Source organism: Streptomyces sp. NPDC127092, assembly GCF_042722475.1.
Classification (GTDB): domain Bacteria; phylum Actinomycetota; class Actinomycetes; order Streptomycetales; family Streptomycetaceae; genus Streptomyces.
In genome coordinates this window covers 63,312-89,536 of sequence record NZ_JBHXFE010000023.1, presented here as the reverse complement: position 1 = coordinate 89,536, position 26,225 = coordinate 63,312, and the positions used below count along the sequence as shown (strand labels likewise).

General features: G+C 73.7%; 18 protein-coding genes. 9 read left to right on the top strand and 9 right to left on the bottom strand.

Features of this window, described 5'->3' with window-relative positions; genetic code table 11:
- Positions 1–96 precede the first annotated feature (96 nt).
- A complete protein-coding gene (locus ACFWJO_RS20430; protein WP_386867070.1) occupies positions 97–597 on the bottom strand; it encodes an SRPBCC family protein in 501 nt (166 codons plus the stop codon).
- A gap of 262 nt (positions 598–859) precedes the next feature.
- Positions 860–1,015, bottom strand: a complete 156-nt coding sequence (locus tag ACFWJO_RS20425) for a hydrophobic protein (protein ID WP_386866996.1) — start codon at positions 1,013–1,015, stop codon at positions 860–862.
- A 158-nt stretch (positions 1,016–1,173) separates the two neighbouring features.
- Between ACFWJO_RS20425 and ACFWJO_RS20420 the strand changes: the two genes are divergently transcribed.
- Positions 1,174–2,358 (top strand): alcohol dehydrogenase catalytic domain-containing protein, encoded by a 1,185-nt coding sequence (locus tag ACFWJO_RS20420; RefSeq protein ID WP_386866994.1) that lies wholly within the window; start codon positions 1,174–1,176, stop codon positions 2,356–2,358.
- Positions 2,359–2,402: 44 nt separating this feature from the next.
- Here the strand turns inward: ACFWJO_RS20420 and ACFWJO_RS20415 are convergent, their stop codons facing one another.
- Positions 2,403–3,416, bottom strand: coding sequence for a DNA topoisomerase IB (locus ACFWJO_RS20415; RefSeq protein WP_386866993.1), 1,014 nt, complete (start codon positions 3,414–3,416; stop codon positions 2,403–2,405).
- A 238-nt stretch (positions 3,417–3,654) separates the two neighbouring features.
- On the opposite strand from ACFWJO_RS20415, the gene ACFWJO_RS20410 reads away from it, so the two are divergent.
- Positions 3,655–5,022: an MFS transporter gene (locus ACFWJO_RS20410; RefSeq protein ID WP_386866991.1), complete on the top strand. Its 1,368-nt coding sequence runs from the start codon at positions 3,655–3,657 to the stop codon at positions 5,020–5,022.
- A 183-nt stretch (positions 5,023–5,205) separates the two neighbouring features.
- Here the strand turns inward: ACFWJO_RS20410 and ACFWJO_RS20405 are convergent, their stop codons facing one another.
- A complete protein-coding gene (locus ACFWJO_RS20405) occupies positions 5,206–6,978 on the bottom strand; it encodes a VanW family protein (protein ID WP_386866989.1) in 1,773 nt (590 codons plus the stop codon).
- A gap of 131 nt (positions 6,979–7,109) precedes the next feature.
- On the opposite strand from ACFWJO_RS20405, the gene ACFWJO_RS20400 reads away from it, so the two are divergent.
- The 4 genes from ACFWJO_RS20400 to ACFWJO_RS20385 all read left to right on the top strand — a co-directional run bounded on the left by ACFWJO_RS20400 (position 7,110) and on the right by ACFWJO_RS20385 (position 13,847).
- Complete coding sequence (locus ACFWJO_RS20400; protein WP_386866987.1) at positions 7,110–7,913, top strand: IclR family transcriptional regulator; 804 nt, start codon at positions 7,110–7,112, stop codon at positions 7,911–7,913.
- Positions 7,914–8,021: 108 nt separating this feature from the next.
- A complete protein-coding gene (locus ACFWJO_RS20395) occupies positions 8,022–8,342 on the top strand; it encodes a putative quinol monooxygenase (RefSeq protein WP_386866985.1) in 321 nt (106 codons plus the stop codon).
- 226 nt (positions 8,343–8,568) lie between these two features.
- On the top strand, positions 8,569–13,095 hold the full coding sequence (locus tag ACFWJO_RS20390; RefSeq protein WP_386866983.1) for an aminotransferase class I/II-fold pyridoxal phosphate-dependent enzyme: 4,527 nt from the start codon (positions 8,569–8,571) through the stop codon (positions 13,093–13,095).
- Complete coding sequence (locus ACFWJO_RS20385; protein WP_386866982.1) at positions 13,092–13,847, top strand: class I SAM-dependent methyltransferase; 756 nt, start codon at positions 13,092–13,094, stop codon at positions 13,845–13,847. The genes ACFWJO_RS20390 and ACFWJO_RS20385 overlap by 4 nt, the downstream gene beginning before the upstream one ends.
- 54 nt (positions 13,848–13,901) lie before the next feature.
- Here ACFWJO_RS20385 and ACFWJO_RS20380 read toward each other — a convergent pair whose 3' ends face one another.
- The 5 genes from ACFWJO_RS20380 to ACFWJO_RS20360 all read right to left on the bottom strand — a co-directional run bounded on the left by ACFWJO_RS20380 (position 13,902) and on the right by ACFWJO_RS20360 (position 20,471).
- Complete coding sequence (locus ACFWJO_RS20380) at positions 13,902–15,005, bottom strand: glycosyltransferase family 4 protein (protein ID WP_386866981.1); 1,104 nt, start codon at positions 15,003–15,005, stop codon at positions 13,902–13,904.
- 73 nt (positions 15,006–15,078) lie between these two features.
- The gene (locus ACFWJO_RS20375) at positions 15,079–15,921 is read right to left on the bottom strand and encodes a PIG-L deacetylase family protein (protein WP_386866980.1); all 843 of its coding nucleotides are present in this window, start codon (positions 15,919–15,921) and stop codon (positions 15,079–15,081) included.
- Positions 15,903–17,786: a glycosyltransferase gene (locus ACFWJO_RS20370; protein WP_386866978.1), complete on the bottom strand. Its 1,884-nt coding sequence runs from the start codon at positions 17,784–17,786 to the stop codon at positions 15,903–15,905. Before ACFWJO_RS20370 ends, ACFWJO_RS20375 begins: the two co-directional genes overlap by 19 nt.
- 452 nt (positions 17,787–18,238) lie before the next feature.
- A complete protein-coding gene (locus tag ACFWJO_RS20365; protein ID WP_386866976.1) occupies positions 18,239–18,994 on the bottom strand; it encodes a glycosyltransferase in 756 nt (251 codons plus the stop codon).
- Between the two features lie 736 nt (positions 18,995–19,730).
- Complete coding sequence (locus ACFWJO_RS20360) at positions 19,731–20,471, bottom strand: glycosyltransferase (protein WP_386866975.1); 741 nt, start codon at positions 20,469–20,471, stop codon at positions 19,731–19,733.
- Between the two features lie 300 nt (positions 20,472–20,771).
- Here ACFWJO_RS20360 and ACFWJO_RS20355 point away from each other — a divergent pair, with 300 nt between their 5' ends.
- The 3 genes from ACFWJO_RS20355 to ACFWJO_RS20345 all read left to right on the top strand — a co-directional run bounded on the left by ACFWJO_RS20355 (position 20,772) and on the right by ACFWJO_RS20345 (position 26,087).
- Positions 20,772–22,598, top strand: a complete 1,827-nt coding sequence (locus ACFWJO_RS20355; protein WP_386866973.1) for a glycoside hydrolase family 15 protein — start codon at positions 20,772–20,774, stop codon at positions 22,596–22,598.
- A gap of 177 nt (positions 22,599–22,775) precedes the next feature.
- Positions 22,776–23,810, top strand: coding sequence for a phosphoesterase (locus tag ACFWJO_RS20350; RefSeq protein WP_386866971.1), 1,035 nt, complete (start codon positions 22,776–22,778; stop codon positions 23,808–23,810).
- Positions 23,811–23,861: 51 nt separating this feature from the next.
- Complete coding sequence (locus ACFWJO_RS20345; protein ID WP_386866969.1) at positions 23,862–26,087, top strand: NADP-dependent isocitrate dehydrogenase; 2,226 nt, start codon at positions 23,862–23,864, stop codon at positions 26,085–26,087.
- The last annotated feature ends 138 nt before the right edge of the window (positions 26,088–26,225 follow it).

Genomic DNA, 26,225 nt, shown 5'->3' with positions numbered 1-26,225 from the left:
GCGGCGTGCGGTCCGGATCCGGGCCCGGTGCCCGGGCCCGGGGAGCCGGCCGGGGGGGGTGGGGTCCTCCCCCCCCCCCCCCCCCCCACGGCCGGATCAGCTGAACCGCGTGTCGTCGGTGTCCATCGGGTCGGGGGTCATGTCACCGGACGGTGCGATGCGGCCGCGCCAGCCGCCGCTCTCCTGCCCGCGCTCCTCCATGTACCCCTTGAAGCGCTTCAGGTCGCCCTTGACGCGCCGGTCGAGGATGCCGAGGGCCGCACCCGCCTTCTCGGTGACCCCCTGTGTCTCGACGTCCATGGCCAGGCTCACCCGGGTGTGGGTCTCGTCGAGGCGCTGGAACGTGACGACTCCGCGCTGGTCGGTGTCACCGCCCACGGTGCGCCAGGCGATCCGTTCGTCCGGCAGCTGGTCCGCGATCTCGGTGTCGAACTCCCGCTTGACGCCACCGATGCTGGTGCGCCAGTGACAGTGACGGTCGTCGACCTGCCTGACCTCCTCCACGCCCTCCATGAAGCGCGGGAACTCCTCGAACTGGGTCCACTGGTTGTAGACGCTCCGCACGGGCGAGTCCACGTCGATGGACTGCTTCACCATGGTCACGGTGTCCTCCCTGGTTCTCCTCGTCGGTGGTCGTCTTCATCCGGCCGCCTACCCGGACATGTGGTGATGAACCACTGCAATCCTGAAGAAGACCGGCATTCGTGCCCGCCGCCTTCCGGGCCCGCCTTCCGCGCCCGCCGCCGGGACACGCGCCCGCCGGGACACGCGACCGCCGCCGGGACACGCCCGTCGCGCCTCGGTGAGGCGCGACGGATGCGGTCGTTCCCGGCGCGGTCGGGTGTCCCGTGACCTCGGTTCACCAGCGGTACCAGCGAGCGCTCCCGCTGCGCATGAAGAACCCCAGCACCCACAGGACGAGCACGGCGATCGCGATGTACCACAGTGCTTCGACGGCGAAGCCCGTGCCGAAGAGCACGAGGATCAGAAGCAGGACGAGTAGCAGCGGAAGCATGACGGACCTCCTCGGTCCACGTGATCCGGACAGCTGCCGGGATCGCCAGGTGCCGGGATCGTCAGACGCCCGTGCGACTACCCGGCCCCGGCCGACGTAATCGGGCCCGGGCCGGGTACCCGCCGCTCACAGCCTCGCGACCAGTGGAAGGCGCCGCCATGAAAGCCGTGACCTGGCAGGGCAGACGGAACGTGTCCGTGGAATCGGTGCCGGATCCCGCGATCCAGGATCCGACCGACGTCATCGTGAAGATCAGTACGACCGGTCTGTGCGGTTCGGACCTGCACCTGTACGAGGTGCTCGGTCCCTTCCTCGACGCCGGCGACGTGCTCGGGCACGAGCCGATGGGCGTGGTCGAGGAAGTGGGGGCCGAGGTGCGGAACCTGCGTCCCGGCACACGGGTCGTGGTCCCGTTCAACATCTCGTGCGGCACCTGCGCCATGTGCGCCGTCGGCCTGCAGTCCCAGTGCGAGACCACCCAGGTGCACGAGTACGGCTCCGGGGCCGCGCTCTTCGGATACACGAAGCTCTACGGCCAGGTGCCGGGCGGACAGGCCGAGTACCTGCGCGTGCCGTTCGGCGACCGGTTGCCGGTGGTCGTCCCCGAGGGGCCTCCGGACGACCGCTTCGTCTACCTCTCCGACGTCCTGCCGACGGCCTGGCAGGCCGTCGCCTACGCGGACGTCCCACGGGGCGGCTCCGTCGCCGTCCTGGGCCTCGGGCCCATCGGTGACATGGCCGCCCGGATCGCCGCCCACCGGGGTGCGGGCACCGTCATCGGCGTCGACCTGGTCCCGGAACGGCTCGCGCGCGCCGCGGCCCGCGGTGTCGTCACGCTGGACGTGTCCGCCGAGGGGGCCGACCTCGTGGACCGGATCCGCGACATGACCGACGGCCGGGGACCCGACGCCGTCGTCGACGCCGTCGGCATGGAGGCGCACGGAGCGCCCGTGGCGCGGGGTCTGCACGGCATGACCGCGTTGCTGCCCGACGCGCTCGCCTCACGGCTGATGCGACGCTTCGGCGTGGACCGGCTCTCCGCGCTCCATCTTGCGGTCGACCTCGTGCGCCGTGGCGGCACGGTCTCGCTCGTCGGCGTGTACGGCGGCATGGCCGATCCGATGCCGCTGATGGAGATGTTCGACAAACAGCTGACCCTGCGCATGGGCCAGGCCAACGTGCGGCGCTGGGTGGACGACCTGATGCCGCTGCTCACGGACGACGATCCGCTGGGTGTCGACTCGTTCGCCACCCACAGACTGCCGCTGGACGCGGCTCCGGACGCGTACGAGATGTTCCAGAAGAAGCGCGACGGAGCGGTGAAGATCCTCTTCCAGCCCTGAGGCGAAGATCCTCCTCGCCGTCGGTCCCACCCGTACGGGAGGTCTCACTCGTGCAGGAGGTCGAGCACGGCGCGTTCGACGGCGCCCTGTGTCGCCGGGTGTCCGAACACGCCGTGTTCGCCGAGCCGTTCGAGCGCGGAGGCGACGGTCATGCCCTCGTCGTACCGCTCGATGACGCGGGGCGCGATGTACGAGCCGCGGCAGACGGCCGCCGTGTTGCCCAGGTAGTCGCTGACCTCGCACACCGCGCGGCGCACCGCCTTCCGGCGCGCCGTCGCCGACTCGGCCCCCGCCTCCTCGGACACCGCGAGCGCGACGGCGGCGAGGACGGTCCCGTGCCAGGTGCGGAAGTCCTTGGCGCTGATGTCGACGCCTGACCGGTCCCGCAGGTACGCGTTGAGGGCGTCGGCGTGGACGTCGTGCCAGGCCCCTCCCTGCCAGTACGCGAACAGCCGCGGGCTGTCCCCGCTCCGCCGCAGCAGGGACCGGACCACGCGGTAGGCCGCCTCGTCGACCAGGGCCCCCGTCACCTGCTGACCGGACTTCCCGGGGTAGTCGAACGACACTTCTCCGCGCGAGCAGTGGACCTGCGACCGCAGCAGGGTCGTCAGTCCGTAGGACTCGTTGTCGCGCCGGTAGCTGTCGCCGCCGATGCGGAAGAAGCCCAGGTCGAGCAGTCGGGCGGCACAGGCCAGGACCCGCTCCTCGCACAGTCCGCGGCGCGCGAGATCGCGTTTCACCGCCTGGCGCAGCCGGGGCAGGGCCGCGGCCACCGTCTGCACGTGTTCGTGCTTGGCCCGCTCCTGACGAGCACGGAACTCCTCGTGATACAGGTACTGCCGACGCCCCGCCGCGTCCGTGCCGACGGCCTGGATGTGGCCGTTCGGCCAGGGACAGATCCACACGTCGTTCCAGGCCGGCGGAATCGTGAGCGCCAGCACGCGGGCCTTCTCCTCCGGCCCGAGCGGTCGGCCCTGCGCGTCGAGGTAGCGGAACCCGCGGCCATGGCGCAGTCGTCGCCACCCTGGCCGCGTGGTGTCACTGGTCCTCAGCCGCACTCCCTACGAGTGCCCTGGATCCACCGGACGACACGGCCAGGGCGATCACGGCGGTGCCGAGCCCGGCCGACACCGTCGTCGTGTCCCTCTCGGCCGGTTCCGCTCCCGCGTCTCATGGTGCCCCTGCGGATGCCGACGGCCTGAACTATGGTGTCCCGCCATATACAACGCTGACCTGCGTCTTCCTACGGTGTGGCGACACGAACTCGTCCCCGTCACCCGCTCGGAAGTGGTGCACATGGCCGCCGCAAGTCACGCTCCCACGCCCTCCGGTTCGATCAGGCGGATCGTCGCCGCCAGCCTCATCGGCACCACCATCGAGTGGTACGACTTCTTCCTCTACGGGTCGGCCGCCGCGCTGGTGTTCAACAAGCTGTTCTTCCCCGAGTCCGATCCGCTCGTCGGGACGCTGCTCTCCTTCCTGACGTACGCCGTCGGGTTCGCCGCGCGGCCGCTGGGCGCGCTGGTGTTCGGGCACTACGGGGACCGGCTCGGGCGGAAGAAGCTGCTCGTGCTCAGTCTGCTGATGATGGGCGGGGCGACCTTCGCCATCGGCCTGCTGCCCACGCACGCCGCCGTGGGGTCCGTCGCGCCGGTGCTGCTGACGGTGCTGCGGCTGGTGCAGGGCTTCGCGCTCGGCGGCGAGTGGGGCGGAGCCGTACTGCTCGTGTCCGAGCACGGGGACGCGAAGCGGCGCGGGTTCTGGGCCTCCTGGCCGCAGACCGGGGCGCCGGCCGGGCAGTTGCTCGCGACCGGTGTGCTGTCCGCGCTGACCGCGCTGCTCTCCGACGCCGCGTTCACCTCCTGGGGCTGGCGCGTCCCGTTCCTGCTGTCCGGCGTGCTGGTGATCGTCGGACTGTGGATCCGCCTCTCCGTGGACGAGTCGCCGGTCTTCAAGGCCGCGCTCGCCGCCGCCGAGCAGCGCAGAGCCGCCGCAGCGGAGGCCGAGAAGACACCGCTGGTCGCCGTCCTCCGGCACCACTGGCGCGACGTGCTGATCGCCATGGGCGCCCGGATGGCCGAGAACATCTCCTACTACGTCATCACCGCCTTCATCCTCGTCTACGCCACCACCCAGGTCGGCCTCTCCAAGCAGACCGCCCTCAACGCCGTCCTCGTCGGCTCCGCCGTCCACTTCGCCGTCATCCCGCTGTGGGGCGCGCTCTCCGACCGGCTCGGGCGCCGGCCGGTGTACCTCGTCGGCGCGGTCGGCGTCGGCCTGTGGATGTTCCCCTTCTTCGCCCTCGTCGACCAGGGCTCCTTCGGCGGCCTGCTGCTCGCCGTCACCGTCGGACTGGTGCTCCACGGGGCCATGTACGCGCCCCAGGCCGCCTTCTTCTCCGAGATGTTCGCGACCCGGATGCGCTACTCCGGGGCCTCCATCGGCGCCCAGTTCTCCTCCGTCGCCGCCGGCGCGCCCGCCCCGCTGATCGCCGTGGCGCTGCTCGACGACTACGGCAGCTCGACCCCGGTCGCCCTGTACGTGATCGCCGCCGCGCTGCTCACGGTCGTCGCCGTCGCCTGCGCCCGGGAGACCCGCGACCGCGACCTGTCCGAGATCGCCGAGGACGCCCCCGGCGCCGACCGCGTGCGCGCCGGGGCCTGACCGCCGGGCGCGAACCGCCGGGCCTGAACCGGACGGAGCGCGTACGCGAGAGGGCCCCTCTCCTCGGAGAGGGGCCCTCTGTGCGTCGGGAGCGGTGCGCCGGCGGTCCCGCGTCAGCGGTCCTGCGTCAGCTGTCCCGCGCCGGCGGTCCCGCGTCAACTGTCCCGCGCCGGCGTTCGCGCGTCAGCGGTCCTGCGCCGGCGGCGCGTCCTTCTCGCAGATCACCTTGTCCCGCGGCGTGTAGTGCGTGGAGAACGTCTCCCGCCCGACCTCCGTGCCGCCGTTCTTGAAGACCCGGTCGACCTTGATGTCGAAGCCCTCCAGCGGCTCCTGCACCTCGCACTTGTCGCTGGAGTCCTTGCGCTCCTTCGGCTGCGTGATGTTCGTGCGCGGGCCCTCGACCGCCTCGACCGAGTCGTACTTCTTCGTGCCGAGGAAGCTGACCGTCACGGACGAGTCCGTCGAACTCGCCTTGATGTAGATCGGCTTGCCCGAGTCGTTGCGGAACTTCAGGTCCAGCGTGCCCCAGGCCACGGTCGCCTCACGGCCGGCCGGGTAGCGCTCGATGTAGAAGGAGTGCGCGCCGTACTCGATCGGCTTGACGCCGGCGAAGAACAGGGCGTTGAAGACCGTGGTCGCGACCGCCGAGACACCGCCGCCGGGTGCCTTCTGGTACTGCCCGTCCATGATCATCGTGCCGTCGACGAAGCCGTTGGCCTCGGTGCGCTCGCCGACCGTGCGGTTGAAGCTCCACACCTCGCCCGGCTGCACCAGCGAGCCGTTGATCAGCTCGACCGCCCGGCCGATGTTGGTCGTGCGGTACGGCGCGGTCGGGAAGTTCACCGTGAAGGTCGACATCTGCTCGGTGATGCCGAGCGCGGCGAGGGAGTCCGCCGTCAGGTTCGGCCGGGTCGCCGTGGTGGCGACGGGGGCGGTACGGGCCGCCGCGCCCTCCTTGGTGAGCAGCGGCTCCACCGCGCGGCCGAGGGCGTCGGCGGAGACCGAGCGGCCCGCCCGGCCGTCCTGTTCCACGACCACCTTGCCGTTCCGCACGCCGAGCCGGGCCTCGACCGGGCCGCCGGTGAACGTGTGCAGCGGGCGGGCCACGTCCGGGTCCCGTATCAGGGCCCTGGCGTCGAGGGCCGGGGTGAGCCGGCCGCCCCGCGCCGTGACGTCCAGGTGGTCGCCGAGCGTCGCCGCCGGGATCGAGAGCCGCTTGTCGCCCGCGGTGAGGGTGACGGGCCCCGACATGGCGGGGTCCGCGAAGTCCTTCACGAAGCGCGTGACCTCGGCCGAGGTGACCTTCGGCTGCGTCAGCGAGACCGGCAGGACCACGGGCGCGGCGCCGCCGGCGCCGGCTCCGGGATAGGCGGCGCGCAGCGCCTCGACCGCCTTCTCGGTGTCCACCTTCAGCCCGACGCGGGCCTCGGTGACGACCGGCTTGCCGTCCTTGAAGGCCACCGCGCCCTCGCGGACCGCGCGGTCGTGCTGTTTCGCCGTGGCGGCGACGGCCGCCCGGGCCTTCGTGGCGTCGTAGGAGACGACCGGTTCGACCTCGCGGCTGCCCGAGGAGAACAGCCGGCCGATGACGGTGAAGGGATCGCGTGAGGGATCGGCCGCCCGGTCGGCGGTGGCGGCCACGTCGACCGTGAGCCCGGCGTCGGCCGGGTCGACGGTGGCCGTCTCGTCACCGACGGTGACCCGCACCGGGTCCTTCCAGGCGGCGGGGGCCGCGGAGGCGAGTCGGGCGGCGGCCTCGGCACGGCTCAGGCCGCCGATGTCGACGCCGTTCACGCGGGTGCCCTCGGAGATGTCGTCCCCGGTGGCGACGAGTCCCGCCACGTACAGTCCGCCGGCGACGGCCGCGACCGCACCGGTCGCGAGCGCCGCCTTGCGTATGTGACCGCGGCGCCCGTTCGGGCCCGCGGCGGCGTGGTCGGTCGTGGAGCGGCGCACACACCCTCCCGGGGCGGTGAGGAGTCAGGGGTATCCCACGACGGTACGCGGAACCGGGGCAAAAGATCCATATGTTCCCATTTATTCCAGCGGTGACACTCCTCTCATCGCCGAAGACCTAAGGTGGACCGGTGTCCACGTCTCCGACCGGTCCGCAGTCCGTCGACCGCGCGCTCGCCATCCTCGACGCCGTCGCCGACGCCGACCGGCCGGTCGGGGCGAAGGCCCTGGCCAGGACGCTGGGCTGTGCCCTGTCGACCGTCTACCACCTCACCGGGCCGCTGATCGCCCGCGGCCATCTCGTACGGACACCCGAGGGATACGTCCCCGGCCCCCGCGTCCCGGCGCTCCACCGCGCCTACCAGCGGCACCACGGGCTCGGCGGACCGGTCGCCGGACTCCTCGGGCAGCTGCGCCGCACCGCCGGTGCCGAGGCCTACTTCACCGCCTACCGCGACGGCCGCATCACCGTCGTCGACACCACCGCGCCCGTGACCGACACCGCCCACCCCTTCGCGCCCGGTCCCGAGCCCCGCGCCCACGCCACCGCCCACGGCAAGGCGCTGCTGGCCGAGCTGCCCCGGGCGGCGCGCCGGCGCTATCTGGACGAGCACGGCATGGCCCGCTTCACCGACCGGACGATCACCAGTCCCGAACGGTTCGAGGCCGAGCTGGCCCGGGTGCGCGACCGGGGCTTCGCGGTCTCGGTGGGGGAGGCGGATCCCGCGTACACCTGCCTGGCGACCGCGCTCCCCGCCCTTCCTGGACCCGGCGGGCAGCCGTCCGGCACCGCCGGCGCCGTGCACGCGCTCTCCGTCTCGCTGCCCACCGCCGACTTCCGGCGGCGGCACGGCGAGCTGCGGGCGGCCCTCGCCCGCGCCGTACCGCTGTTCACCGCCGCCCTGCCGTATCCGCACCCGCCCGCCGCTCCGTGACGGTTCGGCGGAGGACGGATCCCGGACCGCCGCTCCGGGATTCCGACCCTGCCGGAATCCCGCCGCGCCCCGGTGGCCGGGCCCCCGGCCGCGCCGCACGATGACGGCATGATCTTCATCGCCGTACGCTTCACCGTCCGCCCCGAGCACGCCGACGGCTGGCTCGACCGCGTCGCCGACTTCACCCGCGCCACCCGCGAGGAGCCCGGCAACCTCTTCTTCGACTGGTCGCGCAGCGTCGACGACCCGAACCTGTTCGTCCTCCTGGAGGCCTTCGCCGACGCCGAGGCGGGCGCCGCGCACGTGGCCTCCGACCACTTCAAGGCCGGTCTCGCGGCCATGGGCGAGGCCATCGCCGCCACTCCCGAAATCATCAACGTCGACGTGCCCCAGCAGGGCTGGGGCCTCATGGCCGAACTCACCCGCTGAGCCCAGGAGCCCACGAGCTCAGGAGCCCCTGAGCCCAGAGCCCCAGGAGCCCCTGAGCCCCGGCGCCCCGCTACGGCCCCGGCCCGCCCTCCGGCCGGGGCCGTCCCGTCCGACGACACGACCGTCCGGCCCTCTCGCCGCGGCCGTCCCGTCCTACGGGTGCGGCCCCCCGCCGTACCCGCAAGACTGGACTGGTACGACGCCTACGTCGGAGGGGGCATCCCCGATGCCGCTGCGACAGCTGTCCTGGCCACTGCGCCGCTGGACCGTCCTCTACGTGCTGTTCGTGGCCGCCGTGACCGTCGCCTATCTCCAGGTGCCCTCCCGGCACACCGTCCTCTGGGCGCTCATCGGGCTCAGCGGCGTCGCCGCCATCCTCACCGGCGTCCATCTGCACCGCCCCGCCCGCCGCTGGCCCTGGCTCGTGCTCGCCGCCGCCAACTTCACCTTCGTCGCCGGCGACACCGCGTACAACGTCCTGGAAAGCTTCTTCCACCAGGACCGCCCGTTCCCGTCCGTGGCGGACGCCTTCTACCTCGCCACCTATCCGCTCTTCGCCGTCGGCCTGTACGGATTCATCCGCCGGCGGGCCGTCGGCCGCGACCTCGGCGTGGCCCTCGACGCGCTGATCCTCACCTCCGGCCTCGCCCTGCTCTCCTGGGTCAACCTGATCACGCCGCTCGCCAACTCCCCGGACATGACGTGGACCGAGCGCGTGATCTCCATCGCCTATCCGCTGGGCGACGTCCTGATGCTGGCCATGCTGGCCCGGCTGCTGGTCCCCGGCGGCCTGCGTTCCCGCGCCGTCCAGCTCCTCACCCTCGGCACCTGCGGCATCCTCTTCTCCGACGTCGTGTACGTCGTCAAGCAGCTGGACGGCACCTGGCAGGTGGGCACCCCGTGGGACCTCGGCTGGGTCGTCTTCTTCACCGCCTGGGGACTTGCCGCGCTCCATCCCTCGATGACCGGTCTGACCGAACTCGCTCCCGAACCGGCGGCCAGGATCGCCGAACGCCGGCTGCTGCTGCTCGCCGCCGCCTCCCTCATCGCGCCCGCCCTGCTGCTCTTCCAGTCGCTGGGCCGGGATCCCGACCGCGACCTCGGCGTCATCGCGATCTTCTCGGCGATCATGTTCCTGCTGGTCCTGCTGCGCCTGTGGCGGATCATGGCCGACCACCGCAAGGCCGAGGCCCGCGAGCGCAGCCTGCGGGTCGCCGCCGCCTCACTCGTCGCCGCGCTGAGTCCCCGCGAGGTCGCGGCCGCCGTCGAGACCGCCGCCGCCACCCTCTTCGGTCCCGGCACCGCGCACCGCACGATGCTGCTCACCCGCGACCGCCGTGGCAGGCTCGCCGCCGTGCCCACCGGACGACAGCCCTGGAGCATCCAGGGCACCGAAGTCACCGGCGGCCCCGACGGCACACCCTGGCCGGAGCTCCTCGAGGAAGGCGGCCGGCTCCTGCCGGCCGACGGACTGGATCCCGCGCTCGCCTCCGCCGTCGCCCCCGCGACCCACGCCCTGCTGTGCCCGCTGGCCCTGCGGGCGCCCGCCGCCGGAGAGCCGCTGCTCGGGGCGCTGCTGCTCGCCGGGGCCGAGAAGCAGCTCGCCGAGATCGCCGGCCCCGCCCAGTCGCTCGCCTCCCAGGCCGCGCTCGCCCTGGAGCGCTTCGGACTGAGCGAGGAGGTCAGCCGCCGCACCAGCGAGGCCTACTTCCGCACCCTGGTGCACAACACCTCGGACGTCATCCTGATCGTCGACGACGACGACACCGTCCGCTACGCCAGCCCGTCGGCGGAGAGCATGTTCGGCCACTCCCTGCTGCCCGGCACCCCGCTCGTCGAGCTCCTCGCGCCCGGCGACGCGGCGAGCGCCCTGCGGATCCTCGCCGACGTCCGCTCCCGCGGCAACGTCGACGCCCGCGACGACTGGAAGCTCCTGCACGGCGGCGCCGCCGACACGGAGGTCGAGGTCCGGTGCAGCAACCTGCGCGCCGAACAGACCGTCCACGGCCTGGTCCTGACCCTCCGGGACGTCACCGAACAGCGCAAACTGGAGCGGGAGCTCACCCACCGCGCCTTCCACGACTCGCTCACCGGACTGCCCAACCGGGTGCTGCTGCTCGAACGGATCGAGCGGGCCCTGCTGCGCGGCCGCCGCGAGTCCACCCTCACCTGCATGCTCTTCGTCGACCTCGACGACTTCAAGGTCGTCAACGACACCCTGGGCCACTCCGTCGGCGACGAACTCCTGGTCGCCGTCGCCCGCCGGCTGAGCTCCGTGCTCCGGCTCACCGACACCGCCGCCCGGCTCGGCGGCGACGAGTTCGCCGTGCTCATCGAAGGCGCCCGCGAGCCCGGGGACGCCGAGGCCCTCGCCGCCGAGATCGTGCACACCCTCAGCCAGCCCTTCCACCTCACCGACGGCGCCGTCTCCGTGTCGACCAGCGTCGGCGTCGCCACCGTCCTGGACAGCGCCCACGCCGAGGAACTCCTGGGCCACGCCGACCTCGCGCTGTACGCGGCGAAGGCCGCCGGCAAGAAGCGGTGGAGACGGTTCCGGCCCGAGCTGCACTCGCGGCTCGTCGCCCGCCACGAACTCCAGGCCGGCATGGACACAGCCATCGCCGACCACGCCTTCGCCCTGCGGTACCAGCCCATCGTCCAGGTCGACGACACCAGCCTGACCGGGTTCGAGGCGCTCATCCGCTGGCCCCACGCCCGCCGCGGGATGGTCCCGCCCGACCAGTTCATCTCCCTCGCCGAGGAGAGCGGCCACATCATGCCGCTCGGCGCCTGGGTGCTCGACCACGCGGCCCGCGACATCGCCCGCTGGCAGCGCGCCCATCCCCGTACGCCGTCGCTGTACGCCAGCGTCAACGTCTCCGCACGCCAGTTCCGCGACCCCGGGCTCCTCGACGTGGTCCGGCGCACCCTGCGCTCCTCCGGACTCGCGCCCGGGTCTCTGGTCCTGGAGCTGACCGAGTCGGTGCTCATGCGCGGCGACGAACAGATCGGCGCCACGATGCGGTCCCTGAAGGACCTCGGGGTGTCCATCGCCATCGACGACTTCGGCACCGGATTCTCCTCGCTGAGCTATCTGCGCGAGTTCCCCATCGACATCGTCAAGGTCGACAAGTCGTTCATCGACGACATCACCACCGACCGCCAGCAGGTCGCTCTCGTGGAGGGCATCGTCCGCATCGCCGAGGTCCTCGGCCTCCAGGTCGTCGCCGAAGGCATCGAGAACGAGGACCAGCGCGCCCTCCTCGCCGACATGGGCTGCCGCTACGGACAGGGCTACCTCTTCGCCCGGCCGATGACCGCCCGCCAGGCCGAGACGTTCCTGCACCGCGCCCCCGCCGGGCCCGCCCGCACCGCCCGCACGGTCAGAGCCGCGCGCGCCGCCCGCGGCAGCCGTACCGCCGGGCCCGCCCCGGCCGCCGCCCCGCCGTCCGCCGCCGCGGCACGCACCCCGTCCCCGTGGGGCGCCCGGCAGGACGTCCGCTGGCGCGATCTGGAACGGCTCAAGCGCACCAGCCCCATGTGCGACGCCGTCATCGACCAGATCGACGGCCGCCGGCTGCGCGTCGGCAGCCACTGGCTGGTCGACTTCGCCTCCTGCAACTACCTGGGCTTCGACCTCGACCCCGAGATCATGGCCGCGATCGAGCCCGAGGTCCGCACCTGGGGCACCCACCCCAGCTGGTCACGGCTCATCGGCAGCCCCCGGCTCTACCCGCGCATCGAGGAACGCCTCACCGAACTCCTCGGCGCCCCCGACACCCTCCTGCTGCCCACCATCACCCTCATCCACCAGTCGGTCATCCCGCTGCTCGCCGCCGGCGGCCACGTCTTCGTCGAGGCCCAGGCCCACCGCACCATCTACGACGGCTGCGTCGTCGCCCGCGGCCAGGGCGCCCAGCTGCGCCGCTTCCGCGCCGAGCAGCCCTGGGAGCTCGACACCATGCTGCGCGAGACGCCCGTGGGCGCCGCCCGGCTCGTCTGCATGGACGGCGTCAACAGCATGACCGGCAACTATCCCGACCTGCGGGCCGTCGCCCGGATCTGCCGCCGCAACGGCGCCCTGCTGTACGTCGACGACGCCCACGGCTTCGGCGTCATCGGCGAACGCGGGCCGACGGAGAGCAGCCCGTACGGCTCGCGCGGCAACGGCCTCGTCCGGCACGTCGGCGAGAGCTACGACGGCATCGTCCTGGTCGGCGGCTTCTCCAAGGCGTACTCCTCGCTCCTCGCCTTCCTCGCCGTGCCGCGCCGGCTGAAGGACCACCTCAAGGTGGCCGCGACGCCCTACCTCTACTCCGGTCCCTCCCCGACCGCCTCGCTCGCCACCGCTCTCGCCGGGCTCGAGGTCAACGAGCGGCGCGGTGACGCCGTCCGGGCCGCCCTGCACGCCAAGACCGCCCGCGTCCTCCACCACGTCCGCGGACTGGGCATCGCCACGCCCAACACCGACGGCCTGCCGATCGTCGAGATCCCGCTCGGCGACGCCGCCGACCTGGAGGCGGTCGCCGCGTACCTGTGGGAGCGCGGCATCTACGTGACCCTCGCCAGCTACCCGCTCGTCCCGCGCAACCGGGTCGGCTTCCGTATCCAGGTCACCGCGGCCAACACCGACGAGGAGATTGAGCAGCTCAACGACGCGCTCACCGGCCTCTCCCGGCGCTTCGCGCTCCAGCGGCGCGCCGTCGCCCCGTCCGGCGCCGTCGCGGCCGGACCCGCCGCGGAGTCCCCGTGACCACCGCCGGCCGGGCGGCGGTCCGCCGGAACCGCGACGCCGACTGGAACGCCTGGCCCGTCGCCCAGTACCTGGCCGAGAACTACCGGCAGATGCACCCCTGCGACCGGGGCGTCATGCACCACCACTCCCTCTTCTACCGGCAGTTCCCGCCCGGCGGCCTGTCCCGCACCCTCGAACTCGGCGCGGGCCCCAACCTCTATCCGCTGATGCTCGCCGCCGGCGCCAGCCGCCACATCGACGCCCTCGAACCCAGCGCCGCCAACCTCGCCTATCTGCGACGGCAGCTGACCCACGGCCCCGAGGAGAGCTGGCAGCCCTTCTACACCCTGTGCAAGGCCCTCGACCCCGCTCTGCCGGCCGTCCTCGGCGAGGCCCTGACCCGGGTGCACGTGGTCCCGGGCGACGCCTCCGACCTGCCCGACGGGCGCTACGACGCGGCCTCGATGAACTTCGTCGCCGAGAGCGTCACCGAGGACTACGGCGAGTTCACCGCCCTGTGCGCGGCCTTCGTCCGGTCCGTACGGCCCGGCGGCCGGCTCGTCGCCGCCTTCATGGAACGCATGCCCAGCTACCGCATCGGCGAGGGACCGGTCTGGCCGGCCTGCCCGGTCGACGAGCCCGCGCTCCGCGCCGTCTTCGCCCCCCGCACCGTCGCCCTGACCGTCTCCCGTCTCGCCAAGGACCGCACCCTGCCCGAGTACGGCGACACCGGCGTCCTCCTGCTCACCGCCGAACGGCCCGCGCCCTAGAGCATGACCGGCGTACAGAGCATGACCGGCGTACAGAGTACGACCGGCGTACGTTCAGGACAGCAGCTCCCGGTACAGCTCCGCGTAGCGCGCGGCGAACCGCTCCGGCCCGAAGTGCTCCTCCACCGCCGTCCGGCCCCGCTCGGCGAGCACGTCCCAGGACCTCGGCTGGTCCAGCAGCCACAGCAACTGCTGCCCGGTGCGCCGGGCGTCGCCCGCCGGGGCCCGGAGCACCGCGTTGCCGAAGTCCGCGAACTGCGGCAGGTCGCTGAGGATCACCGGCCGTCCGGTGGCCAGTGCCTGCAGCACGGTCAGCGGGATGTCGGGCCCGCCGCCGATCGCGGTCGGCGGGAAGAGCAGCACGTGCGCCGAGGCGATCAGCTCCGGCATGTCCGCCACGTAGCCGCGCACCTCGACGTCGCGCAGCCCGGCCGCGCCCGCCCGCTCGCGCAGCGCCTCCTCCAGGGAGTGCAGGTCCTGCCCCGGCCGGCCGCGCATCGCGAGGACGAGCCGGAACTCGGCGCCCGCCCGTACGGCCTCCGCCGCCGCGTCGATCGCCGTCTCCGCGCCGCCCGTCGGGCCGTGGTGCCCCGCGTACAGCACCATGGGCAGACCGCCCGGGCGGGGCCGGGACGGCCAGCGTTCCAGCGGGATCATCGGCGGGATCACCCGTACGTCACCGAAGTCCGCGGCCCGCAGCCGCCGCGCCATCGACTCCGACAGGGCGACGGTGGTGCCCAGCGGGCGTGTCCGCGGCAGCAGCCCCGGATCCGTCACCCCGGGCACCGTGTGCACGACGGGACGGGCACCGAGCAGCAGCGGACGCAGCCACGAGAACACCGGGAAGCTCCGGCCGATCGTCAGGAACGCGTGCACCAGGTCGCACCGGCGCGCGTAAACCGTCCCGGCCAGCCCCGACTGCGCCCGCTCGGGCACGCGCGGAACACCGTCCCGGGACAGCATCGGCACCGCGTGCCCCCCGTACGTGCGCGGCGGCGGCCGGCCGCGCCGCCGCGGCCACTGCGTGAACCAGGTGAACTCCACGTCGGGCAGGGCACCGAGCACGTCCGACGCGAGCCGCACGCCGGCCCCGTCCGCCCCGTCCAGCGGGCCGCTGGTCAGGAGCAGGACGCGCGGGCGGCGCGGGAGGGTGCTCATCGCGGCCCGCCCGGCGGGTGCACGGGCCCGGGCGGCCGTGCGGCCGAGGGCGCGGCCGGGGCGCCGGAGGCGGTCATGACGGACCTCCGGCCGGGCGGGTCCGCGCGTCGAGGACCGCGGCCGGCAGCAGATAGACCTCCGGGACGAGGGGGATCACCCCGTCGGGGAACAGCGACCGCAGCTGGGTCCGGTAGCCGCGGATCAGCTCGGCCTTCTCGTCGAGCCCCTGGTCCAGGGAGGCCTCGGTCGCGGCGAGCGGACCGGTGAACCCGGGATCGGGAGCCTCCTCCAGGTTGTACGGGAAGTCGCTGTAGTACACGGCGGGCAGGCCGCTCAGCACGGCGGCCGTGCGCACCACCACGTGGTCCACGTGCCTGCCGACGCCCAGCGGCGCGAGCAGCACGCCCTGCCCCTGCGGCAGCAGCTCGCGCACGGTGTCGGTGACCCGGCGCACGGTCTCGGAGTCGCGTGGCGAGACCCGGCCGCGCGACAGGTGCAACCGGTTGGTGGGGTACACATGGCCGAGTTCGGGCACCAGTCCGGCCGCCAGGCGGCGCCAGCGCCCCTGTGCCGGATCGATGCGGAACAGCCCGTCGACGAACCCGGCGTGGAAACGCCCGACCCCGAGCCCCGCGAGCACGGCCGAGTCCTCGGTGCGCCGCTCCGCGTACAGCTCCTCGGCGTCCACCGCCCCCGTCTGCCGCAGGAACCGGCGGGCCGCCAGCGTGTACGGAGGCGGCGTGCCCTCCGTGAACACGGTCATCACCGTCACCGAGGCCCGGTGGTACAGCCGGTCGGGCAGCTGCCGCAGCAGCGCCCCGCAGGACAGCACGGCGTCGTCGGGATGCGGCGAGAGCACGAGCAGCTCGCCGGATCCGGTCAGCGCGGCCAGGGTGGTCAGGGGATCGTCTGCCATCGCGCTCTCCGGTCCTTGCGCGGCCGTCGCGACCCGCGCGGGCTCTCCAGGAGCCGGCGGGTAAGCGCCAGGTAGCGGTCCGTCATCTCGTCCCAGGTGTAGTGCTGGGCGGCGAGACCGGCCTGCCGCCCGAGCCGCCCGCGCAGTGCCGGGTCCGTCGCGAGGGCCCGCATCCGCTCCCCGAACGCCGCCGTGTCGAACGGCGGTACGGTCACGTCGCCGCCGCCGCGCATCCAGCGCAGCGCCGGCAGGTCGAAGTGCAGCACGGGCTTTCCGTACGACATGCCCTCCAACGCGACCAGGCCGAAGGTCTCGTGCCGTGAGGGCAGCACCAGGAACGCGCTGTCGCGCAGCAGTCGCCGCTTGAGGTCCTCGTCCGCGTAGCCGAGCACCCGCACCGTCAGGTCGCGCCCGGCGAGGAGCTGTCCCAGCCTGCGCTCCTCGGCCGGCGTGCCGGCGCCCGCGAGCACCAGCTCCATCGGCGGCCGTGCCGTCTCGTACGCGTCGAGCAGCAGGTCGAGACCCATGGCCCAGGTGTCGATCCGGCCCAGGAACAGGATGAAGTCGCCGCTGCCGAGCCGGGCGTCGTCGAGCTGCCGCGGCTCCACCCCGCTGGCGATGACCTGCACGTCGGCGTGCGGACTGAGCCGCCGCACCGCCGAGCCGTCCGCCTCGTTCGTCACCACGATGTGCCGGTAGCAGCGCAGCCTGATCCGCTCCACCAGGAAGAACGGCACGTGGTAGCGGCGCCACAGCGCCTCGGCGCCGCGGTCCTGGTCGATGCCGACGACCGGGGCGCGGGACACCAGCGGCAGGAAGCTCGTCGAGAACGGCGGCGTGAAGCTCTCCAGCCACACGTCGTGCGGGATCCGGCGCGCCACGAGCGGCAGCAGCGCCTGGAACAGCAGCTGCCCGGCGCGCGGCCCCGCCCGGCACACGGGGAGGCGGACGTAACGGACGCCGTGCCGGAGCACGCTGCCGCCGTGGCGCCCGGCCGTCACCACGGTGACCTCGTAGTGCTCGGCGAGTCTGCGCACCAGCCGGTCGACCACGAGCGCGCCGCCGCCACGGTGGTCGGAGTTCTCCGCGTCGTCGTAGATGGACACCACCACGCGCTTGCCAGGACCCGGGTCCGCGGGCCGCGGCGGCACGCTGCGGAGGACCTGTTCCAGGGCCGCCTCCGCGACCGCCGCGGGCGCGTCCTCACCGTAGAGCCGGACCGTGCGGGGCAGCCGGGCGGCCCAGCCGAGGTGCCGGGCCCACGGAGCGGCGGGCGGGCCCGCCGACCGCTCCCAGCCGGCCGCCGGCAGGGTCTCCGGGAGCAGCGTCAGGTCGTAGCGCCCGGCGGTCGCCGTGAACCGGCGGGCGGCGCCGCGGCCCGGCGTCAGGCCGAACGTCACCAGCCCGTCCAGCGGCCCGCGGTCGGTCAGCACCACCGCCGTGCGGCCACCGGCGACGGCCCGCACGAGGAGCCGGCCGGCGAGGATCCGCAGGTTCAGCTCGCCCACGTCCACGTACGCGTGGGCGCGGCGGGACCACGATCCCCGGCGCTCGGGATGCGCGTCCCGCCGGCCCTGTCCGCCCGGTTCCCCCTCTTCCCTCACCCGTGGGGGAACCGGGAACCTCCGGCAGACCACACAGCCGTGGCCCTGGACGGTCGCCACCGCGAAGCCACGCTGTCGCAGCAGCCCGGCGAGGGCGCGCACGAGCGAGGCCGTCCCGGACGCGTCCGGGCCGGAGACGGCGACGAGCAGCGGCGCGCCCGGTCCGCGGCCCGGCCTGCCGGGCGTCGTGCCGGCCGCGGTCCGGTCCGGAGGCACGGCGGGAGGCGGGTCCGGCGGCAGGCCGGAAACGAACCTCGTCATGGCTTCCGCCTCCTCACGCGCCTGGTCACCACGTACTTCACGCGCCTGGTCACCACGTGCGGCACGCGCCCGGCCGCCCCGTGCGGCACCCGTGGCGCCACCTTCCGGGCGGCGGTCCGTACCCTTCCCCGGGGCCCGGGCCGGTGCAAGGAGCGCTCCGCCCCGCCCGCGGGCAGATTCCCACGGGCAGCGCCGCCGGCAGCGGTACGGGCCTCCCGTGGCCGGGGCCCGACCTCGTGGGGAGCGTGGTGACGAGCGCCCGCTCCCCACAGGCCGGAAACGCCCGCTCCGCGCCGGCCTTCTCCGATACCCGTGACCGTCGTCACCGGGAGGCGCTCGCGCGGACAGCAGGTCGGCCGCCAGGGGGACCTCGAAGCGGGGCACTGCCGTGTGGGCACTCCCCGGGCGCGGACCGGCGGTCGGCGGGGCGGGGGCCGGCGTGGTCACGGTCCTCACCCGGCCGACGGGACGCGCAGCAGACCGGCCAGGGAACGCAGCCCGTCACGGCGTGCGGCGGACGTCGGGCCCTCGGTCCACTCGACCGGAACCCGCACGACGTCGTGCCCCGACTTCACGACGTGGGCGAGGAGTTCGACGTCGAAGGCGAAGCCGTCGATGTGGCAGTCGCCCACGATCTCCCGGGCGAGCGGCCCGGGGAAGCACATGAACCCGCACCGGAGGTCCGCGAGGTCCGGCAGCCTCAGCGGGACGAGCCCGCGGAACGCCGCGCCGCCGTCCCGGCGCGCCGTGCGCCGCTCCACGTCCGCACGGGCGCGGCCGGCCGCGTGCCGGGAGGCGATCACCGCCCCGTGGCCGGCGCGCAGCAGCTCGATCACCGGGTCCAGGGTCTCGACGGGAGGGGCGTCGTCGGGGTCGGCGAGGCCGACGAAGCGGGCGGACGAGGTCGCGATGCCCTGCCGCACGGCCGCGCCCTTGCCCTGGTCGCCGCCGCCGATGACCTCCAGGCCCACGGCGCGGCCGAGGGCGGAGGCGGCGAACCGGTCCAGGCAGTCCGGGGCGGCGTCCACGCCGTCGTCGACGACGACCACGGCGGCGGACCACGGGCGGCGGGCCAGGAAGCGCAGGGCGGCGGCGACCGTCGCCGGCAGCCGTTCGCGTGCGCCGAAGGCCGGGACGATCAGTTCGAACTCGACCTCGGGCCGGGTGGACGGGCGGGACGGCCGGGCGTGCGCGGGGACGACGGTCATCGCGCCTCGCCTCCTCGGGGCAAGGCGCGGCGGGTGCGTCGCGCGGGGTCAGCGGGGTCACGGCGGCTCGGGGCCGGGGCGCGGACGAGCGCCGGAACGGGGGCACGGGAGCCGGCGGGCACAGCGGTGCTCAGCGGCCCACGGGTACGACGGGGCGGCGAGCCGTCGTGCGGATCGGTGTGCGGATCGGTGCGGGCGCCGGTGCGCGGCCCCGCCGGGTAGTGGCCCGCGCCTGCGCGGCCTCCGGCCGCTCGTGGGCCGGCCGGGCTCGACGGGCCGCGACGGGCGCCCGCGGTGCGGGTGCGGGTGGTGCGGGAGCGCCGGCGGCGGGGGGCCGAGCGGGGCCGGTGGGTCTCGGTGCGGCGGCAGAGCCGGGCCGCGTCGCGCACACGGTCGGAGGCACGCCGGGCGGGGTGGGCCGGGTGCCCGGACCGTACGGCGGCCGCGGCCGGGCCGTGGCGGGAAGTGCGCTCGCACGGGGAGCGGCGTCGCGCCTCGGCGCATGGCCAGTCGGTCACCCGCCGCAAGGGATGCGGAGCGGGTGCCACCGGCACTCGGCCGAAGGCGAGGGAGGTCATGACGTACCTCTTCGGACAGGCGACCCTGCCGGGGGTCTGCCGTGCGTTGCCGCGTGCAATGCACTGACTTCCACGCTTAGCACCCGGTATGTCTCCCGTCAACCGCTGGCGCTGTCGCGGCCGTCGGCCACGGGCCCCGCCGGCCGTGCCGTACGGGCTCAGCCCGCTCGGATCCGCAGGGCGGGCCGGATCCGCTGCAGGGCGTTGTGCGGGCGCTCACGGAGCAGGGTGACGAGGATGCGGGAGCCGTCACGGGCCGTGCGCGGGTGCGTGGGGCCGTGGTGGCGGGGGAGTTCGAGGCTCGGCACCTCGGCGACGCGCAGCCCGTAGTGCAGGGCGTGGGTGACGAGTTCGGCGCCGAGTTCCACGCCGTCCGGACGCATGTCCAGCAGGCCGAGGAATTCCCGGTGGAACGCGCAGAACCCGTACCAGAGATCGGTCAGATGCTGGCCGTACAACTGCCGGGCGAGCCCCAGCAGCGTGCGGTGGCCGAGCCGCCGGAGCAGCGGGTACGCGGAGAAGTCGCCGCCCGCGATGAACCGCGATCCCTTGACGAAGTCGAAACCGCTTTCCAGGTAGTACAGGTAGTGCGGGATCTCGCGCGGCGACATGCTGCCGTCGGCGCCCATGAGGACCACGTGGTCGCCCGTGGCGGCGAGGAGGCCGGCGTGCGGGACGTCCCCCGCCGCGCAGTCCCACGGGCCGAGCCGCCGCACCACGACGCCGCTCGGCGCCACTCCCGAGGCCTTCGCGTCGCCGCCCACCAGCACGACTTCCCGGACGGCGGGCGGCAGCTGGGCGAGCAGCCAGTCGGGGGAGCGGTCACCGGGCCGGAGCGCGACCACCAGGCTCACGGTACGGGTGCCCGGGGGCGGGATCCGGTCCGTGGCGCGTCGCATCGGGTGCGGTTCCCTGTTCGTGGCACACATGGGTCGCCCTCCGGAATTCCGCGGACGCTTCTCAGGATCGGGCGACCGGAGCACCCGGGTCAAGGAATCGCCGCGGACCCGCAACGGGGTCGCCGGTGGCCCCGTGCCGAAGCGCGGAACAACGAGGGGGAAGAATATGCGGAACGCGGTGAAAACATTTCCTCGGGAACTCCTCGGGAACTCCTCGGGAACGCCTCGGGAACTCGTCGAAAACGGAACCGGCCCGCCTTTCGTTCGGCGGTCCGGGAATCCCGGGATTAGAATCCGGACATGGCAGGGCGAATAGAGGACTACGCCCTCATCGGCGATCTGGAGACCGCCGCTCTCGTCGGCCGGGACGGCTCGGTCGACTGGTGGTGCGCCCCGCGGTTCGACTCGCCCGCCTGCTTCGCCGCCCTCCTCGGCGAGGGCGGCCACGGCCGCTGGAGCCTCGCCCCCGCGGGCAACCGGACGTGCAGCCGCCGTGGTTACCGCGGCGACACCCTCGTCCTCGACACGGTCTGGGAGTCCGTCGACGGCACCGTCCGCGTCACCGACTTCATGCCGCCCCGCCACCAGGGCCCGCGGATCGTGCGGGTCGTCGAAGGGATCGCCGGACGCGTCGACATGCGGAGCGAGCTGCGGGTCCGCTTCGACCACGGCAGCGTCGTGCCCTGGACGTACGCCCTGGACCGGCGCACCATCGCCTCGGTCGCCGGCCCCGACGCGACCCGGCTGCACTGCGGACCGGGCGCGGGTGAGCCCGTCGTCACCCGTGACGGCACCCACTTCGCCTTCCCCGTCACGGCGGGCCAGCGCGTCACCTTCGTCCTCGGCTGGCACCCCTCGCACGCGCCCGCGCCGCCGGCCCCCGACGTCGCCGCCGCCCTCGACCGCACGCTCGACTTCTGGAACGACTGGGCGTCCGGGCTCCGTTACGAGGGCCCCGCACGCGAGGCCGTGCTCCGCTCCCTCATCACGCTCAAGGCCCTCACCTACGAGCCCACCGGCGGCGTCATCGCCGCCGCCACCGCCTCGCTGCCCGAGTGCATCGGCGGCCGCCGCAACTGGGACTACCGCTTCTGCTGGCTGCGCGACTCCACCTTCACGCTCTCCTGCCTGCTGCGCAGCGGCTACCGCAGGGAGGCCCTGGCCTGGACGGACTGGCTGGTGCGCGCGGCCGCCGGCGCCCCGGCCGACCTCCAGCCGCTGTACGGGATCGCCGGACAGCGCAGGCTGCCCGAGACCCACGCCGACTGGCTTCCCGGATACGAGAACTCACGCCCCGTCAGACTCGGCAACGCGGCCGTCGACCAGTTCCAGCTCGACATCTACGGCGAGGTGCTCAGCACCATCTACTCGGCCGTCAGGGCCGGTGTCGCGCTCGACGGGCACATCTGGAGCCTGATGGCCGGCCTCCTCGAATACGTCGGCCGGTGCTGGCGCGAACCCGACGAGGGGATCTGGGAAGTCCGGGGCCCGCGACGCCAGTTCGTCCATTCCAAGGTGATGGCCTGGGTCGCCGCCGACCGCGCGCTCCGGCTCGCCCGCGTCGCGGGCCAGCGCGGCTCCGTCCGCCGCTGGCAGGCGCTGCGCTCCGAACTCCGCGCCGAGGTCTGCCGGTACGGCTGGAGCGAGGAACGCGGGTCCTTCACCCAGTTCTACGGCAGCCGCCGGGTCGACGCGACCGCCCTGCTCATCCCGCGCCTCGGCTTCCTGCCCGCCGACGACCCCCGCGTCCTCGGCACCGTCCGGGCCATGGCGGGCCTGACCGACCGGGGCTTCCTGCGCCGCTACGACGAGGTCTCCAACGGCGAGGTGCACGAGGTCGACGGCCTGGCCGGGGCGGAAGGAGCCTTCGTCGCCTGCACGTTCTGGTACGCCGACGCCCTCGCCCTCACCGGCCGCCCGGCCGAGGCCCGCACCGTCTTCGAGCGCGTCCTCGACGTCCGCAACGACGTCGGACTGCTCGCGGAGGAATGGGACCCGGCGACCGGCCGCCAGCTCGGCAACATGCCCCAGGCCCTCAGCCACGTCGCCCTCGTGAACACCGCCTTCACCCTCGACGGAACCCGCCGCCGCGAACGCACTCCGGTGCGCCGGCCCGCCCTGGCCTGACCGTGCCGAGCGGCCGGGTGCGCCGGGCCCGCGCGCGGCCCGCCACGGCCCCCTCGCGCCGAGCCGGCCACGCGGGACGGGCCCGCCCCCGCCCGCCGGCCCCCAGCCCACCGCTGACCTGCGTCGTTCGGGTGCGTCCAGCGGGCGACGACGGCCCGGCCGGGGTCGAATCGAGGCATGGCACCCTTCGACAGGCCCCGTGCCGGCGGCTCCCCGCGGAGCATCGCCGCCGGTGACACCTGGTGGTACGCCGCCGTCGCCGGTGAGGCCGCCGGTTCGTTCAGCGCCCGGATCCGCATACGCATGCGGCGCGCCTGCCTCGCCGCGATCCTCCTGCTCACCCTCGCCTACGCCGGACTCGTGCTCACCGCGACCGGCCGTCGCTGGGGGAACGCCGCCGTCGCCGGACGGCTCACCGACCCGGCCGTCGCCCGCTTCCTGCGCGAGCACCCCTCCCTCCAGGGCCTCGGCACCCTCTCGCTCGTCCTCGCCGTCCTGCTGCTCGTCGCCGTCGGCGTGCTGCGCAAGCGGTACGCGCACCTGGGCCTCGCCCTCGGCACCACGGCCGCCGCCCTGGCCGCCGCCGAGCTCCTCCAGCGCTACGCCCCCGGTCCCCGCCTCGTCTCCGCCTCCGGCGCCCCAGTCGAGAGCGGCTTCCCCAGCAGCCCCGCCGTCCTCGCCCTCGGCACCGCCCTCGGCCTGCTGCTCGTCGTGCCGCACCGGCTGCGGGCCGCGGCCGTCGGGCTCGGCGCCCTGTGGGCGATCGCCCTCGGCGCGTACTCCGTCGCCTCCGGTCACCACCGCCCCGGCGACGTCATCGCCGCCGACCTGCTCTCCCTCGCCGCCTTCGCCGCGGCGGTCGCCCTCCTCGCCCGCAAGGGCAAGGTGCGCCCCGCGCCCCTGCGCGGACTGCCCCGCCGGCGGTTCCTCGTCACCGTCCCGCTGGCCCTGCTGGCGATCGGCGGGCTCGCCGCCGGCGGCTACCTCCTCGGCGACTGTCTGCCCGGCACCGGACCGCTCCCCGCCGAGCTGCCGAGGATCGCCCACCGCTGCGGCCAGGCCCTCGCCGCCGGCACCGGCGCGGCCGCCGCCCTCGCCCTGCTCGGGCTGCTCCGCCGCGTCGACCTCGACCCGGGCCCGTCCCCGTACCGGATCAGCCACCCCGTTCCCGAGGACCCCTTTCCCGAGGACCCCGATCACGAGATATCTTGATGTCGAGCAATCTTGCAGACGCAGACGCAGACGTGGAGCGGAGCACACCCGGTGACTGACTCGACCATCATCTACACGCACACTGACGAGGCGCCCGCCCTGGCGACCTACTCGTTCCTGCCCGTGATCCAGGCCTACGCCTCGACCGCCGGCGTCAACGTCGAGACGCGTGACATCTCGCTGGCCGGGCGCATCATCGCCTCCTTCCCCGAGCGTCTCGAGGAGGGCCAGCGCATCGCCGACGCCCTCGCCGAGCTGGGCGAGCTGGCCAAGACGCCCGCGGCCAACATCATCAAGCTGCCGAACATCTCGGCCTCCATCCCGCAGCTGAAGGCCGCGATCGCCGAGCTCCAGGCCCAGGGCTACGCGCTCCCGGACTACCCGGACGACCCGAAGACCGACGAGGACAAGGACGTCCGCGCCCGCTACGACAAGGTCAAGGGCTCCGCCGTCAACCCGGTCCTGCGCGAGGGCAACTCCGACCGCCGCGCCCCCGGCGCCGTGAAGAACTACGCCAAGACGCACCCGCACCGCATGGGCGCCTGGACCCCCGAGTCCAAGACCAACGTCGCCACCATGAGCGAGAACGACTTCGCGTCCACCGAGAAGTCGACCGTCATCGCCGAGGACACCACCCTCCGCTTCGAGCATGTCGCCACCGACGGCACCGTCACCGAGCTGCGCTCGCCGCTGAAGGTCGTCGCCGGCGAGGTCGTCGACGCCTCCGTGATGCGCGCCGCCGCCCTCAACACCTTCCTCGCCGAGCAGGTCGCCCGCGCCAAGGCCGAGGGCGTGCTCTTCTCCGTGCACCTCAAGGCCACGATGATGAAGGTCTCCGACCCGATCATCTTCGGCCACGTCGTGCGCGCCTTCTTCCCGCAGACCTTCGCCAAGTACGGCGAGGTCCTCGCCGGCGCCGGTCTGTCCCCGAACGACGGCCTCGGCACCATCCTCAAGGGCCTGGAGACCATCCCGCACGGTCTCGGCGACGAGATCAAGGCCTCCTTCGACGCCGAGCTCGCCGAGGGCCCGGCCCTCGCCATGGTCGACTCCGACAAGGGCATCACCAACCTGCACGTGCCGTCCGACGTCATCGTCGACGCCTCGATGCCGGCCATGATCCGCACCTCCGGCCACATGTGGGGCCCGGACGGCCAGGAGGCCGACACCCTCGCCGTCCTGCCGGACCACTCCTACTCCGGCGTCTACCAGGCCGTCATCGAGGACTGCCGTGCCAACGGCGCCTTCGACCCGGCCACCATGGGCTCCGTCCCGAACGTCGGCCTCATGGCGCAGAAGGCCGAGGAGTACGGCTCCCACGACAAGACCTTCGAGATCGCCGCGGCCGGCACCGTCCGCCTCGTCGACCCTGCCGGCAACGTGGTCCTGGAGCAGGAGGTCGCCGAGGGCGACATCTTCCGCTCCTGCCAGACCAAGGACCTCCCGATCCAGGACTGGGTCAAGCTCGCCGTCACCCGCGCCCGCGCCACCGGCGCCCCGGCCGTCTTCTGGCTGGACGAGAACCGCGCCCACGACGCCCAGCTGATCGCCAAGGTCAAGGAGTACCTGCCGCAGCACGACACCGAGGGCCTGGAGATCAAGATCCTGTCCCCGGTCGAGGCCACCAAGTTCTCCCTGGAGCGCATCCGCCGCGGCGAGGACACCATCTCCGTCACCGGCAACGTCCTGCGCGACTACCTGACGGACCTGTTCCCGATCCTGGAGCTGGGCACCAGCGCCAAGATGCTCTCCATCGTCCCGCTGATGGCGGGCGGCGGCCTCTTCGAGACCGGCGCCGGCGGCTCCGCCCCGAAGCACGTCCAGCAGCTGGTCAAGGAGAACTACCTGCGCTGGGACTCGCTCGGCGAGTTCTTCGCCCTGGCCGCCTCCTTCGAGCACCTGGCCACCACCACGGGCAACGCCCGCGCCCAGGTCCTCGCCGACACCCTCGACCGCGCCACCGGCACCTTCCTCAACGAGGACAAGTCGCCGACCCGTCGCCTCGGCGGCATCGACAACCGCGGCAGCCACTTCTACCTGGCCCTCTACTGGGCCCAGGAGCTGGCCGGGCAGACCGAGGACGCGGACCTGGCCAAGGCCTTCGCCCCGCTCGCCGAGACGCTCTCCGCCAACGAGCAGAAGATCGTCGACGAGCTGAACGCCGTCCAGGGCTCCCCGGCCGAGATCGGCGGCTACTACCAGCCCGACCCGGCCAAGGCCGCGGCCGTGATGCGCCCGTCCGCCACCTTCAACGCGGCCGTCGCCTCCCTCGCCTGATCCCGGGCGGACCAGCGACGACACACCGGAACCGACCCCCCCGAAACCCCCCCCCGCCCAGGCGGGCCCCCCGGTGGCGCATCCCCCCCACAGGTGCGGGGCTTGATGGGGGAGATGGGGATCACAGACAAAAACCCA

Excerpts from the sequence above, each read along its gene's own strand:
- ACFWJO_RS20430 (WP_386867070.1), bottom strand. The coding sequence starts at position 597 with ATGGTGAAGCAGTCCATCGACGTGGACTCGCCCGTGCGGAGCGTCTAC.
- ACFWJO_RS20425 (WP_386866996.1), bottom strand. The coding sequence starts at position 1,015 with ATGCTTCCGCTGCTACTCGTCCTGCTTCTGATCCTCGTGCTCTTCGGC.
- ACFWJO_RS20420 (WP_386866994.1), top strand. The coding sequence starts at position 1,174 with ATGAAAGCCGTGACCTGGCAGGGCAGACGGAACGTGTCCGTGGAATCG.
- ACFWJO_RS20410 (WP_386866991.1), top strand. The coding sequence starts at position 3,655 with ATGGCCGCCGCAAGTCACGCTCCCACGCCCTCCGGTTCGATCAGGCGG.
- ACFWJO_RS20395 (WP_386866985.1), top strand. The coding sequence starts at position 8,022 with ATGATCTTCATCGCCGTACGCTTCACCGTCCGCCCCGAGCACGCCGAC.
- ACFWJO_RS20390 (WP_386866983.1), top strand. The coding sequence starts at position 8,569 with ATGCCGCTGCGACAGCTGTCCTGGCCACTGCGCCGCTGGACCGTCCTC.
- ACFWJO_RS20380 (WP_386866981.1), bottom strand. The coding sequence starts at position 15,005 with ATGAGCACCCTCCCGCGCCGCCCGCGCGTCCTGCTCCTGACCAGCGGC.
- ACFWJO_RS20375 (WP_386866980.1), bottom strand. The coding sequence starts at position 15,921 with ATGGCAGACGATCCCCTGACCACCCTGGCCGCGCTGACCGGATCCGGC.
- ACFWJO_RS20370 (WP_386866978.1), bottom strand. The coding sequence starts at position 17,786 with ATGACGAGGTTCGTTTCCGGCCTGCCGCCGGACCCGCCTCCCGCCGTG.
- ACFWJO_RS20365 (WP_386866976.1), bottom strand. The coding sequence starts at position 18,994 with ATGACCGTCGTCCCCGCGCACGCCCGGCCGTCCCGCCCGTCCACCCGG.
- ACFWJO_RS20360 (WP_386866975.1), bottom strand. The coding sequence starts at position 20,471 with ATGCGACGCGCCACGGACCGGATCCCGCCCCCGGGCACCCGTACCGTG.
- ACFWJO_RS20355 (WP_386866973.1), top strand. The coding sequence starts at position 20,772 with ATGGCAGGGCGAATAGAGGACTACGCCCTCATCGGCGATCTGGAGACC.
- ACFWJO_RS20350 (WP_386866971.1), top strand. The coding sequence starts at position 22,776 with ATGGCACCCTTCGACAGGCCCCGTGCCGGCGGCTCCCCGCGGAGCATC.